Below are 14,035 nucleotides of genomic sequence, written 5' to 3'. Positions count from 1 at the left end.
ACATGGATGGTTCTACATTTTCATCTGCAACAATAACTCTTTATATCAAAGATATTAAATCGTTGCGTGGAAGTATTGATAGGATGCATGTATTTACAACCGAAGGGGGAAGCTTTGGCTGTGAGCCTATCAGCGTCGGTAACCATTGGTTATTGCAAGACTCGGCGCAGGAAGTTAAGCCGCTAAATGCTAATATTATATGGAGTGATGGACAGTTCTGCTTACAAGATCTCGTTGGCAATTGTTTAATTAATAACTCCAGTCATGGTTGCCCATCAGAGAAGCTTATTGCTTTATCCCAGAGTGATTCTATAAGTATTGGCGATTTAAATCTTAGTGTCCATTTACAATTAAATGAGCATTCCCCTGCAGCACCAGACTATTTACAGCTACAAAATATTATTAGTACTGAAGAAGTGAATAATGTTAACCGTGTCATCAATGAACCAACGAATATAGCTGCTTCCCAATATGATTTTGGCTCATCAATAAAAGAATCTAATATGCAATCTTTTGAACCAAGCACCTTAGGTGTTAACCGCATTTCTGCAGTCGATAATTCACCTTCTCATTTATTAGATAATCCATTAATGGCTCGTACAGAACCTGTTGTTACATCGCAAGAAGAACATATGATGGATGATGAATATCTTGATGTTCCATCCTCTTTTTATTCAGCACCGCTGAATGAAGGTAATGCTGATATATTTGAGAATGTTGCTTTAACGCCCGTATTGCGTGGTTTAGGTGAGTTTTTACCTTTTAGAGATAGTCAGGCTGCGAATAGTTTTCTCGAAGAGGCTGGACGCACCTTGCATGCGACAGTTCAAGGGTTATTAGATCTCAATCAAGCTCAAAAAAATACAAAAAAACAGCTACAGCCAATAGAAGATAACCCACTGCGTTTGGGACTGAGCTATAAAGAAACGGTTGAGACTCTCTATGGAGATCAAAAAAGTCAGGTTCATCTCACTCCTTCTGCAGCAGTCACCGAAAGCCTCACTCATATGCGATTGCATTATCAGGCTTCTAATCAAGCTATTGATGCAGCTCTTTCTGCCGTCATTCAGAGCTTTTCGCCCTCCGTTTTAATGGCTCGATTTCAGCGTTATCGCAGAGATCACATGGCGAGTATCAATGATCCAAACTGGATCTGGGAAATGTATCAACATTATTTCAATGAGCTGCTCTCTGGGCGCCAAATTGGCGTAGAAAAATTATTTCATGAGGTCTATGAGCAAGTTTATGACCAGACTTTGCGCCAGCTTCAAGGAGAGGAATCTTGATGATCATATGGCGGAAAGTACCCGTTATTCTCCTCTCGATATTTTTATTGAATGGATGCGGAAAAGGGCCTTGGTTTGGCAAGGAAGAGCCTGATGCAAGTACGTTGTCATCTACGTTGGGATTAACACTGTTGGCGGACGATGACATCAATCCCAATAGTGATAATGAAGCCTCTCCGCTGGCTTTTCAGGTGATATTGATGTCTGAGGACTCGAAATTGTTAGCTGCGGATTATGATCAGCTGACAGCAAAGGACATGAAAGAGGTTCTTGGGAAAAACTATATTGATCATCAAGACTTCACGTTATTACCGGGGCAGTACAAATATATTTATCCTACTGAGCTAGATAGCAAAGTGCACTATATCGGCGTGGCTGCCTATTACAGTAAGCCGAATGGTGCTCAATGGAAGAAAGTATTGAAGCTAGCTCCCATTGGACACAAATACCAAGTGCTAGTGCATTTGCACAAGGCAGAGATTGATGTACGCAAGGAAAGCGAGGATTAATTATGTTGACACGTAATCGTATTATTTGGAGTGAGGGTTTATTTATTAAACCGCAGCATTTCCAACAACAACAACGTCATATTGATTATCTATTACATAGCCGATTTTCTGCTTTAGGAGAGCACTTCTCGGGTGTTACCGAGTTGAAAATTAATGATGATCATCTTAGCTTTGGTCGAATTACACTGAGTAGTGCTTCTGGTGTTATGCCTGATGGCAGTGTTTTTAGTCTGCCCTATGAAGATGTTATGCCTTTACCGCTTGAAATTAATGATGCCAGTCTAGTGGGACAAACTGTTTATTTGGTGCAGGCATTAGCAAACGACCACGTTGCAGAAGTTAATCTTCAGAATAGTACTGGGCCAAATCACTCTCGTTTTCAATCACACCAGGAAGACGTTCGCGATCTCTATTCGTTGAGTGCTGATATAACCGAGCTTCCGTTAGCAAAAGTAAACTTACGTCTTATGCTGGAAAGTCAGGATAGAAGTACCTATGCCGCGTTGCCCATTGCAAAAATCGCAGATAAACGCCCAGATGGCAGCATCTTGCTGGATAGCGAATTTATTCCAACGTGTCTTTCTATCAGTGCAACACCACGATTAAAAAGCTTCTTATCAGAAATTAGCGGGTTAATAACAGAAAGAGCTAAAAACTTAGCTGAGCGTATTGGTTCTCCTAATCAACAAGGTGTTGCTGACGTTGCCGAATTTATGCTGTTACAAATGCTAAATAGAGTCCAACCGCGGCTGCAACATTTAACACGCCGGGCCACTCTTCATCCTGAACCTTTGTTTTATGAGTTGATCGGTCTTTGTGGCGAGATGATGACATTTACTGATGCATCTCGACTGCCCATAGATACGCCTGTTTACCGGCATGACAATTTACAACTTAGTTATACGCCGCTGATGTTAGCGCTACGCCAGGCATTGAGTACTGTACTTTCGCCGCGAGCGGTGTCATTGCAACTGCGCGAACAGCGCTTTGGCGTGCTTGTCGCGGTAGTTGGTCAAGTTGAATTGTTGCAAGAGGCTGAATTTGTATTAGCCATTCGTGCCAACATGCCGTTAGACATATTGAGCAAACAGTTTGTGCAACAAAGTAAAGTGGCGACGCCAGAGAAAATTATGCAGCTGGTTAGCTCGCATACTCAAGGTATCCAACTTCGTTTACTCACCTCAACGCCAAGACAACTGCCTTACCACAGCGGGTATATCTATTTTTCTCTCGATCGCCAAAGTCCACACTGGCCTGAACTGACTAAAGACAGTGGGTTTGCATTTCATATTGGTGGGAAATTCCCAAATCTTGATATGCAGTTCTGGGCGATTAGGAGATGACATCAATGGATATCGTTAATAGTGACAAAGCGGGAAAAAATAGCGCTGAATTTGTTGCGGGGGCGGCTGTTGTAGAGCATGCGACTAGCGACGATGCACTTTCTTGTCTAGTGCATCGAAATCCATTGATTGAAGCCTCTGCGCCACTGCTTGGACTTATTAATCGGATTAAGTCACTGAATGAACCTCCGTTGATTCCTCGCTTGATTGCTCAAGTTGAGCAAGAAATTAGAAATACGCTGCAGCGGCTTGAGGTTGAAAACTACGAGCCCGGTATTTTGCTGTCTTGGAGTTATTTCTTTTGCACTTTCATCGATGAAATGGTGATGGCTAGACCATGGGGAGTTGATGGTTGGGCGCAACATACATTGTTAGTCCGGTTTCATAGTGAAACGTGGGGTGGGGAAAAGTGTTTTCAATTGATCGATCGGTTGCTTCTCGAACCGGCGAGATATCGTGATCTGTTAGCGTTTATACATCTATGTCTGTGCTTGGGTTTTCAGGGGCGCTATCGGATGACAATGCAGTATCAGGAAGATAGAGAAAAAATTCTGCGTAATATTCACCAGAAACTACAGGTCTTGAACAAAATCGATCCGAGCCGTGGGGCAGAGATCCTGAATGCTACAGTCGTGCATTTTGGAAAATCTAATAGTGAATCACGATATCGACTGAATCGGTATTTGACTGGGAAGAAAGTTTTCTGGGGGCTGGTGACGGTGGCCTTATTTGGTTACGGAATATTTGCTTGGGGCTTGCACAATCAGACTCAAGACATTATTACTCGGTTAAATGATTTGCTGCCATAAATTATTCATGGATGAGGAAAAGCGTAAATAGTTCGCTTTACCCCGTATGTTCACAAGGAGAAGTACGTGATTAGAATTGATCTTCCTGCTTTAGTTGAGCGTCTTAATCCCGTAGCGCGTAATGCTTTAGAAAATGCTGCGGCTTGGAGTTTAAACCAGCAGGCTACGGAAATTACGGTCGGGCATTTTTTATATCAGCTGCTAGAAACGCCTTTGTGTGATGTGCGACTGATATTTAGCCAGCTCGGCGTAAATCTAGATTCCTTTAAGCAAGGCTTACTCAATCAGCCTGTTGATCATTCACCATACCCACAAAGTTATCCGAGTTTTTCGCCTTTACTCGTTGAGTGGCTACAGGATAGTTGGCTACTTGCTTCTATTGAGTTAAAGCATGAAAACTTGCGCAGTGGTGTGCTGCTGCTTGGACTATTGCATCATCGTCACCGTTATTTGCCGGTAGAAATTAGCTATCGTTTAGATGAATTAAATCGAGAGCAGATTGCGAAGGATTTTATTGTATTAACCCAAGACTCGGCAGAAATGCCGGTGGTTAAAACTCAGAGTGAATCAAGCATCTCATCCAGCCCAAATGGCAGCGCTGATGGCTCGCTTTTATCTCGTTTTACCTTGAATGTCACAGAACAGGCACGCACTGGAAAATTGGATCCGGTGCTATGTCGTGATGCTGAAATTGATTTAATGATCGATATTTTATGCCGCCGTAGAAAAAATAATCCGATCGTAGTTGGTGAGGCTGGAGTGGGGAAAAGCGCACTCATTGAAGGGCTAGCATTGCGCATTATTGCAAATCAGGTGCCTGAGAAAATACAAGGCAGTGAGCTGCTGAGTTTAGACCTAGGCGCGATGCAGGCGGGAGCGTCGGTAAAAGGTGAATTTGAAAAGCGCTTCAAAGGGCTGATGCAAGAGGTCCAAGATGCTGAACGTTCTATTATCCTATTTATTGATGAGGCTCACACATTAATCGGGGCAGGAAACCAGCAAGGTGGGTTAGATGTATCAAACTTGCTTAAACCTGCATTGGCGCGTGGCGAGCTTAAAACGATAGCTGCTACCACGTGGCATGAATATAAAAAATATATTGAAAAAGACGCTGCGCTATCACGTCGTTTCCAAATAGTTCAGGTTAAAGAGCCTTCAATTGAGCAAGCAACAATTATTCTGCGAGGCTTGCAGTCTCGTTATGAAGAGGCTCACGGCGTCCTCATTAATGAAGATGCTATTCAGGCAGCAGCTCAGCTCAGTGCCCGTTATCTATCGGGGCGTCAGCTACCGGATAAAGCGATAGACGTCTTGGATACGGCTTGTGCTCGGTGTGCAATTAATATGACAACGCCGCCGCGCAAGATTAGCGCGTTGCGAACACAACTATGTGAATGCCAGCTTGAAATTTCCAATATAGAGCGCGAACAACGCATTGGATTAAACGACCACGCCAGTCGACTGAGCGATCTTTATCAGCTTCAGCAAGTATTAAAAAATGATCTTGATGAACAGCAGGCTACTTGGCAAAAACAGCAGACGCTGGTCATTGATATTATTAAACAACGGCAAGCTATTTTAGCGGGCGAAAGTACCCCACAGCTGGCTGAAAACTTAGTTAAGCTTGAGCATGAATTAGCTGAATTGCAGTTGCAAACCGTCAGTGTTTCTCCTCATGTTGACCGGCTTCTTATTGCTTCTGTTATTGCCGAATGGACAGGTGTTCCCTTAAATCAAATATCGCGCAGTGAGCTTAAAGTGATTACTGAGCTGCCTGACTATTTGGGAGAAGATATCAAAGGGCAAAGTTTAGCGCTGAGCCATTTACATCGTCACTTATTAACCGCGCGTGCAGATTTACGTAAAACGGGGCGGCCTCTAGGAGCATTCTTGCTGGTAGGGCCAAGCGGCGTTGGTAAAACTGAAACCGTTTTGTGCATTGCCGATTTGCTATTCGGCGGGCGCGCTTGGTTAACCAGCATTAATATGTCTGAATTTCAGGAAAAACATACCGTCTCTCGGCTTATCGGCTCCCCTCCTGGATATGTTGGCTATGGCGAAGGGGGGATTCTCACCGAGGCTATTCGCCAAAAGCCATACTCAGTTGTATTACTTGACGAGGTTGAAAAAGCACACCCTGATGTTCTGAATCTTTTCTATCAAGCCTTTGATAAAGGAGAGCTTGCCGATGGCGAGGGTCGAATCATTGATTGCAAAAATATCGTCTTTTTCCTGACCTCCAACTTGGGGTATCAGGTTATCGATGAATTGCACCATCGACCTGATGAAATTCAAGATGCTCTTTATCCTGAGCTCGCTGCATTTTTCAAACCTGCTTTATTGGCACGTATGGAAGTGATCCCATATTTACCATTGCCTCCTGATGTTCTCAGGGAAATTGTTGCAAATAAACTGGCTCATCTGAATAAAACTTTGGCAGAGCGTTTTCATGCAGAAGTCATCATCGACGAGGACGTGCATGAGGAAATATTGCAGCGTGCACACCGCAAAGAGAACGGTGCGCGTATGCTGGAATCGGTTATTGATGGCGTGTTGTTACCTCCTGTCTCGCTAGTTTTATTGCAGCGTTTGGCCTTGGGTGAAGCAATTTCAAAAATTCATTTCGGTGTGAAAAATGGAGAGTTCAGCATTGAGGTAGACGGCTGATGAATCTTTCAGCGCAACAGGCCACGCTGGCTCTGTTGTCATGTGAATGTTTGGAAACATTAGGACAGGCGCTTTGCGAATGTATTTTGCAATGGGCGCCTGGAGCTTATTTACTTGTGGGTTATATATCACCGAGTAAGCAAGATCTTGCCTGTTATTCCAATGGTAAAGGCGAATCGGTATTAACATTGCAGTTTGACGATTTTAGCCATCCATTTTCCCAAGTTATACGCACGGGAAAACCAGCCGTCTGGTCAACGTTAAACTATGGGGTGCGAATTGAGCATCCTGAGTTCAGAGCACTGGTGCAAAATATGGGGAAAGAGTGCGGATTATCCGTTCAGCCTTTCTTTGATAATGAACTGCGGCTAGTGGGAATATTCGCTATTTTCGATATGCCCGCAGTTCTTAATACTTTGGTGCAGCCAGAGCATGCTTTTCTCTACTTATTACAGGTGTATTTGTTGCAGGTAAGGCATTTAAAAAAGGCCGCTGATTTAGTCTCTAAAAATAATGCTCGTCATGAAGTTTCGTATATCCAACAGAGAGAAAAAAACAATATATCGCATGCAGTGCAACAGGCGTTTGTCGGCAGAAGTTCTTATATTTGCCAATTACGTAGAAAAATTCAGGTCGCTATAACCCATGAGGCTGCCATCAGTATTGAGGGGGAGAGTGGCAGTGGTAAAAGTAGGCTAGCGGCTTTGTTGCATACGCTATCTGGGCGGAAAGGGGCTTTGGTTATTGTTGATTGTAATAGCTTAGATTTACAACAACAGGGTAGGCGCCTTTTTGGTGTAGATAATGTTAGTGAAAGCGCTTTGATAGAGGCAAATAACGGCACGTTACTACTTGAGAATATTGATCAACTCGCACCTTGTTGGTATGGCCGATTACAGCATGCGCTTGATTGTGGAGAGGTACATTCTAGCCAAAAATATGACTTCGCGGTAAGCCAGTTCCGCATGCTCACTACGAGTTGCCAATCCTTATCAGCTCTAGCTGTCACAGTGCCATCGTTTCATTCTTTATATTTACGGCTTAATCATTACCCGTTAATGCTGCAACCGCTACGATGTTGGCGTGAAGATCTCGATCTTCTGGTACCAAATATTATTTCAGAGCTTTGTCAGCAGCATCATAAACCGATGCTTGTCATCCCTAATGAATGGCTTACCCCGCTTCATGCCTATCACTTCCCTGGTAACGTTTTAGAGCTTAAAACGTTGCTAGAGATTTTGCTGCTTGAATATTCGGATGCGGAATTATCAACAGTTCACGAAATCTTCGCAGAACAATTAACTCATAGCCTGAGCGCAGAACCTATTGCCGTGCCTGACTATACGCAATCTGGCACTTTGAAAGAGGTGATTTCTGTTTTTGAAAAGGCAGTGATTAGTCATCGTCTTATTAGGAAAAACTCAAATAAAGAAAGGGTTGCTAATAGTTTGGCAATTTCCCGCCGTTCATTAGATATGAAATGTAAGAAATTAGGGCTATCCAAATGAAAATAAAACTAAGAAGAGGCCTGCTTTTTATTGCACTCATTCCGTGTCTGGTTTTTGCAGCGGAAAAAACTAAAAAGCCAGATACCAACGCGCCACTATCAGTGGATGTGCAGCGAGCAATGGAAGCGTGCCGTAATGAGCCATTTCCATTGCCACGTTTGCAGTGCTATGACCAAGCATGGCATCCCAAAATGCAGAATGTTGGCATACCTCTTGGTAAAGCGACAACAGATAAACCTGATGAAACATGGCAGTTGGCGATGACTCAAGAACATCAACGCGCTGCAGATGCTCCTACCTTGCTATTGCGTGAGTTCAAGAATAACAGTGGCGAACCCGTTTTAATGATGACAACCCCGAGCCAAGAGGGGAGCCCAGTATCCGCTATTTTAGCCATAAGCTGCGTGGAGAATATTACTCGAATGCAGCTGGTATTTAGCCAGCCATTAGGTGATGGAGAAAGCCCTTTAACATTAAGAACCGGTAAGCATGACATTGATTCACGCTGGTTTTGGCGCTCGAGTGGCTATCGTCTCGAGTCGAGTCGTGGACTGAGTGGCATAGCCGAAATTCAGCAGTTATTGGGTAGTGCTACGCTCACCATCATTGCGGATAACAAGGTGCTAAACGGACTTACTTTTCAACTCAATAACCTCCAAACAACGCTACAGCCGCTACGTAAGGCGTGTCACTGGTAATAACAAAATACTGGCGGGATAAGCCGGTAAATACAGGGATATGTAATAAAAATGACCACAATTGAAAATACGGTATTGATGGAGCATCCATGGCGTCAGCGAGTTTTGACGTTATTACCAGAAGCAAATATCGTTGCTCGGATCCCTGATGATTTGCCTGAATGGGAGTTTATTGATACTGAGATAGCCAAGCTTGGTTCGCTATCCCACGAGCAGGTGGATATTGCTGCACTCCAAAATGGATGTTTGCACTTGCTGGAGTCCGAATGTAAAGACATGCGGATTATGGTTCATTTACTACGGACGTTACAGCATGGCGGCGAGCCGTCAAATATTACCCTTGCTTCTACTTTACTCGTCGATTATGTCAGCCGCTTTTGGGCGCACGCATGGCCTCAAGATAGCAAGTTACGGCATCGCCTATTACTGCAGGTTATTAAGCGCTTTGCGAGCAGCTCTGGGCATTTCTGCCAGCACGCGGATGCTCATTCTCGTGAGCTGGTTCGCAGTGGCTTTCTTCAACTGCAAAAGTTGCTTGAGTCAACAGATCCGGCATTAGCAGGTGAGGTCGCTCCTCTTATTCCTCAGTTTGGACAGGTTTTGGCAGCGAAGGTTGATATGCCAACACCGCAAATCCAGAGCAATAGCGCCGCATCTCAAACAGAGCAAAATGTTGCCTCACTGATGCCTAAGGTCGAAATTCAGCACGATTCAGATCGAGTTTGGAAGCAAACGCTGTTGAAAATTGCCGAGCTTCTCTGTGAAAGCCAGCCTGATGATCCCATCGGCTATAGCCTACGCCGTCATGCAATCTGGTACACCGTAAAGACCGCTCCGCTGTGTAAGGATGGGCGGATTACGCAGCTTGCCGCGGTTTCTCACGATCGGGTTGCTGATTATCGAACGGCGCTAGCGAATGCCGGAATACCTCTCTGGCAGCAGATAGAAACGAGCATCACACTGGCGCCATATTGGTTCGATGGACACTTTCTTTCGGCCCAGATTGCCCGCCAGCTAGGGTATAGCACGGTGGCTGAATCCATCAGACAGTCGGTGCAACGGCTGCTCGAAAAAATACCTGCGCTGAACGCCATGACATTTAGTGATGGAACGCCGTTTATTGGTGATGACACGCGCCAGTGGCTTGAGGAAAAACAGAAAAATACGGATATCTCAGCGGGCTCTTATGAAAATGTTTGGGCGCAATATCGTGAAAATGGCTTGGGTGCGGCCTTAAAACAATTGGAAAACCAGCAATCGCGTGAACAGGAACCCCGTGAGCAGTTTTATAACCAACTGACAATTGCGCAACTTCTTATGGAAGCAGGGATGACGACATTATCCAACCAGCATTTTGAGAGTTTATGGCGTAATAGCCATGGTGTAACCCTTGCGGAGTGGGAGCCTTCTTTGCTGTCACAACTAGAAGAACACGTTGCTGAACGCCCTGTTGTTACCGCTGAGGAGTCAGCATCATGAATGTTCTGTCAATTATCACTTCAATTTCTTCATTTGCCTCTAACGTGCTAACCCCAGTGCGTTATTTCCGTAATTTATTGCGTTTTCGAATCCCTTTTTCGTTACCACGGCCTACGTTTTCATTAACGATTCTCTGGGTATTATGGGTTATTGGTCTATTTAGTATCTGGTGGTGGGGGCCTCGGTGGCATATCGGCGATATATCTCCGCTTAGCACGCCAAGCCGCCAAGTCGTCGCGACATTAGGAATGTTGTTGCTCGCGCTGGTGGTCATTATTGTTTATCTCTATTCGCAAATTTCCAAAACGGTAGCTATTCAGCAGCAGGATGAATCTGAACCCTATAAAAACAGCATGGAGCAACAATCTGGATATTTGCAAACATGGTTAGCGCAATACCAGCAGCGAAGCCATCGCCGAAATGCAATGTATGCACGGCCTTGGTATATCGTGATGGGGGAAAGCTTAAGTGGCAAAACGAGTCTGATTCAAAAATCTAATCAAATTATTCCCATTGGTACCGCAGATACACCCACTATTGCGAATAAAGAAGGTTCTGGCGTAAAGACATTACAACTTTGGTTAACACAGCAGGCCGTAATAATAGATCCTCCTGGTGAGTTTTTTGGCCAGAATAGTTCTGAGGAAAAAAGTAATGAAATTACCCGAGGCCACGCATTACGCTTGAACTTGCAAGACTGGTTAATGAAAGTGCGCCAGCGCCAGCCTCTTAACGGTGCGATTTTGACCATTAATATCCAAGAAATTATGGAAATGACGGCAGAAGCGCGACGTGAATGGTCCCAGAAATGGCAGGCTTATATTCTGGAAATGAGCGATCGTTTTGCTTGTCGTATACCGGTCTATTTAGTTTTCACTAAGTTAGATGTGTTGACCGGTTTTGAGACAATTTATCCTATTCTCGATCGTTCACGACTTGATGAAACCTTGGGGATCACATTTGCATTAGATGGTGCTGATGAAGATGCTTGGCGTAAGGAGCTGACTCAGTTTTGGGGAGAATGGCAGGAAAACTTTAATAATTTGATGCCGGATCAAATGGTGCATCGCACGTCGCTCGACCTTCGCTCAGCATTATTTAATTTTGTGGGGCAAATTGCGGGTATCAAGCTGGTCGTTGAAGAACTAATTACAGGATTAAAACGACATTATAATCGTGATCCTGGTCGGCAAATGCTTATACGCGGCTGTTATTTTACCTCTAGCTTGCAGCAAAACAGACGCAGCGATTTTTTCAGCGACGCGGTATGTCGTCATTATAAGCTCCATGTTAGTCATAAAAATGTGTGGGCAAACCAAGATAATCAGCGCAGCTATTTCATACCCCAACTCTTTAATCAGGTTCTTTTTTCTGAGCCTAATTTAGCGGGTGAAAATCATGAACATGTCAAAATTAGGCGTCATAACCTGACGCTTATTGCTGTGATTTCAGGTGGCTTTGCTCTGCTGTTACTGAGTGGTTGGTATTATTATTATTTGAAAAATTACCATGCTGGAGAAGTTGCACTTAATAAGGTGAGTGAATTTCAAAAGCTTGGTGAACCCATGAGTAAATTACCTCTGGGGGCTGATTGGCTACCTCATATGGATCTTATTCGTGATGCGACGATGTCTTACGGTGACTATCGTGAGAAAAATCAGTTCATGTCAGATATGGGGCTATATCAAGGGGCTAAAATTGGCCAATTAGTAGAGAAAACTTATTTACGCTTGCTTGAATCGCGCTTCTTGCCCGTGCTGATGAAAGACCTCCAACAGCATCTCGATAGCGCTCCGGCAAATAGCGAAGAGAAACTCGCTCTGCTGCGTATTATGCGCATGATTGATGATAAGAGTGGTCGAAATATCCCGCTAGTGGAAGATTATATGCGTGCGCGTTGGCAAACCGCATATACCGGACAGCGTGATGTACAAGAGCGCCTGATGACGCACCTTGATTACGCATTGCAGCATACGGATTGGGCTCTGGACCGCAGCCAATCAAATGCAGAAGCGATCAAAATGTATGAGCCATTTGCTTCTTCAATTCGTTCTGCTCAGATTGAATTAAGCAAATTACCCCTGCACCAGCGTGTTTACCAAAACCTCATTATTAAGGCGAAAACTCAGCTTCCTCAGGATATGGATTTACGCACCGAAATTGGTGCCCAGTTTGATACGGTTTTCGTTGCTGACAACGAAGAACTTCTCAAAGTGCCTCAGTTCTGGTCCCGCTATGGCCTTAGCCGCTTCTTTGTAAAACAAACCGATAAGCTGGTTTCCATTACTGCGCTTGACTCGTGGGTCTTGGGCTTAACCGACAACGTCGATTATAGCGATGCCGATAAGGCCGAGATTGAACGTCAAATCACAGAACGTTATGTCGGTGATTACACCAGCACCTGGCGTAATGCGGTCAATAATCTGAGCATTAGGCCTTTTGATGATGTTGAGCAGGCTTCAGGTGCGTTAGATGCGGTGCTCAACAACGGGCAGCCTCTCTGGCGCACGCTTGTTTTGCTTGGCGATAATACTCAGCCTCATTTAGTGGCTGCGCTATCGAGTGAAGTTAAAACACCGTCAGTGGTAGTCGCCAAAGGACAGAAGGATAGCTCTGTTGCCAGTAAGGTTCTGAATTCAGCGCAAAAAGAATCGCTTAATCAGCTCGATAATCAGCCAGAGTACCTGCTACTCAATCGTATTAGCCGTTCGTTCTCCGAGCAAAATGCATTGGTTGAAAATGGGGATGATCAAAACGGTCAAGTCCAGCAGGCCTACAAAGCACTCAATGAAATGAGCAACGAGCTGCACCGAATTAGTAATGCCCCAGAACCGGGTAAAGCCGCGTTGCTTCTGGTGCAGATGAGGTTGCAGCAGAATAATGCGGATGCCTTCTTTACCGCTCAACAACTCTCTAAAAATTTGTCTGATCCACTTGGACGCTGGGTAGAGCAACTGGCAGAGAACAGTTGGAATACCGTAACTGCGCTGGCTTTAAAATCGCTCGAGGCCGAATGGTCTAAAACTGTCGTCACGCCATTCACAACGCAAATGGCCGACCGTTATCCGTTCGATCCTAAAGCGACTAAAGAAGTTGCACTGAGCGATATGGAGCGTTTCTTTGCGCCAAATGGGACTTTAGATAGTTTCTATAAAAACAATCTTAAAGTCTTTATTGAAGACAGTGGTTCTTTGGATCGCGACGGTAATAGCCTCATTCGCCCTGAAATATTAACGGCGTTGGAGCAAGGCGAAAAAATTCGCTCAACCTTCTTCTCTGCTCAAAATGGTTTTGGGATTCAGTTTGCCGTTGCGCCGGTCGATTTGAGTTCAAACAAACGTCGCGCGGTGCTTAATTTGGATGGTCAGCTACTGGACTACACCCAAGGAAATAGCCATACGGCGCATTTGGTTTGGCCAAATACCATGCGTGCGGGAAATGAAAGCAAGTTAACGCTGGTGCCTGATATCAGTGGAGGATCCCCACGCAGCTTTGGTTATGTGGGGCCATGGGCGATGTTCCGTCTGTGGGATAAGGGCGAATTGACCAACGTGCAGGATAGTAGTTTTGATGTTCGTTTCTCCGTGGATAACGGCACGATGACCTATCGCGTATTCATGGATGCATCAAACAATCCGTTTGCTGGTGGCTTATTCAGTCAGTTTACTTTGACTGACCAACTTTACTGATCAGGAGAATATCAGTGTCGTTGGTGGTGTACCGGCGGCACTGATGC

The 14,035-nt window shown here is 44.7% G+C and carries 9 protein-coding genes; all 9 read left to right on the top strand.

Features of this window, described 5'->3' with window-relative positions; translation table 11 throughout:
* The first annotated feature begins 2 nt into the window (after positions 1-2).
* The 9 genes from tagH to tssM all read left to right on the top strand — a co-directional run bounded on the left by tagH (position 3) and on the right by tssM (position 13,988).
* A complete protein-coding gene (tagH, locus tag DSM2777_RS19805; protein WP_061554961.1) occupies positions 3-1,286 on the top strand; it encodes a type VI secretion system-associated FHA domain protein TagH in 1,284 nt (427 codons plus the stop codon).
* The gene (gene tssJ, locus DSM2777_RS19800) at positions 1,286-1,795 is read left to right on the top strand and encodes a type VI secretion system lipoprotein TssJ (protein WP_061554960.1); all 510 of its coding nucleotides are present in this window, start codon (positions 1,286-1,288) and stop codon (positions 1,793-1,795) included. Before tagH ends, tssJ begins: the two co-directional genes overlap by 1 nt.
* Before the next feature lie 2 nt (positions 1,796-1,797).
* Positions 1,798-3,138: a type VI secretion system baseplate subunit TssK gene (gene tssK, locus DSM2777_RS19795; RefSeq protein WP_061554959.1), complete on the top strand. Its 1,341-nt coding sequence runs from the start codon at positions 1,798-1,800 to the stop codon at positions 3,136-3,138.
* A 5-nt stretch (positions 3,139-3,143) separates the two neighbouring features.
* Positions 3,144-3,947 (top strand): type IVB secretion system protein IcmH/DotU, encoded by an 804-nt coding sequence (icmH, locus tag DSM2777_RS19790; protein ID WP_237087793.1) that lies wholly within the window; start codon positions 3,144-3,146, stop codon positions 3,945-3,947.
* Between the two features lie 66 nt (positions 3,948-4,013).
* The gene (tssH, locus tag DSM2777_RS19785) at positions 4,014-6,614 is read left to right on the top strand and encodes a type VI secretion system ATPase TssH (RefSeq protein ID WP_061554957.1); all 2,601 of its coding nucleotides are present in this window, start codon (positions 4,014-4,016) and stop codon (positions 6,612-6,614) included.
* Positions 6,614-8,122 carry a sigma 54-interacting transcriptional regulator gene (locus DSM2777_RS19780; protein ID WP_061554956.1) on the top strand — a complete coding sequence of 503 codons (1,509 nt, stop codon included), beginning with the start codon at positions 6,614-6,616 and terminating at the stop codon, positions 8,120-8,122. The genes tssH and DSM2777_RS19780 overlap by 1 nt, the downstream gene beginning before the upstream one ends.
* A complete protein-coding gene (gene vasI / locus DSM2777_RS19775; RefSeq protein ID WP_061554955.1) occupies positions 8,119-8,820 on the top strand; it encodes a type VI secretion system-associated protein VasI in 702 nt (233 codons plus the stop codon). The genes DSM2777_RS19780 and vasI overlap by 4 nt, the downstream gene beginning before the upstream one ends.
* Positions 8,821-8,871: 51 nt before the next feature.
* Positions 8,872-10,299, top strand: a complete 1,428-nt coding sequence (gene tssA / locus DSM2777_RS19770) for a type VI secretion system protein TssA (protein WP_061554954.1) — start codon at positions 8,872-8,874, stop codon at positions 10,297-10,299.
* Positions 10,296-13,988 (top strand): type VI secretion system membrane subunit TssM, encoded by a 3,693-nt coding sequence (tssM, locus tag DSM2777_RS19765; RefSeq protein WP_064645432.1) that lies wholly within the window; start codon positions 10,296-10,298, stop codon positions 13,986-13,988. The genes tssA and tssM overlap by 4 nt, the downstream gene beginning before the upstream one ends.
* Positions 13,989-14,035 lie beyond the last annotated feature (47 nt).

Origin of the sequence: Obesumbacterium proteus, assembly GCF_001586165.1 — a bacterium.
Lineage (GTDB): Bacteria > Pseudomonadota > Gammaproteobacteria > Enterobacterales > Enterobacteriaceae > Hafnia > Hafnia protea.
The sequence above is the reverse complement of the archived record's forward strand: the minus strand, read 5'-3'. Positions and strand labels throughout refer to the sequence as shown.

Bases quoted from the DNA above. Each gene is read 5' to 3' on its own strand.
- tssM (WP_064645432.1), top strand. From the start codon at position 10,296: ATGAATGTTCTGTCAATTATCACTTCAATTTCTTCATTTGCCTCTAAC.
- tssK (WP_061554959.1), top strand. From the start codon at position 1,798: ATGTTGACACGTAATCGTATTATTTGGAGTGAGGGTTTATTTATTAAA.
- tssJ (WP_061554960.1), top strand. From the start codon at position 1,286: ATGATCATATGGCGGAAAGTACCCGTTATTCTCCTCTCGATATTTTTA.
- icmH (WP_237087793.1), top strand. From the start codon at position 3,144: ATGGATATCGTTAATAGTGACAAAGCGGGAAAAAATAGCGCTGAATTT.
- tssA (WP_061554954.1), top strand. From the start codon at position 8,872: ATGACCACAATTGAAAATACGGTATTGATGGAGCATCCATGGCGTCAG.
- vasI (WP_061554955.1), top strand. From the start codon at position 8,119: ATGAAAATAAAACTAAGAAGAGGCCTGCTTTTTATTGCACTCATTCCG.
- tagH (WP_061554961.1), top strand. From the start codon at position 3: ATGGATGGTTCTACATTTTCATCTGCAACAATAACTCTTTATATCAAA.
- DSM2777_RS19780 (WP_061554956.1), top strand. From the start codon at position 6,614: ATGAATCTTTCAGCGCAACAGGCCACGCTGGCTCTGTTGTCATGTGAA.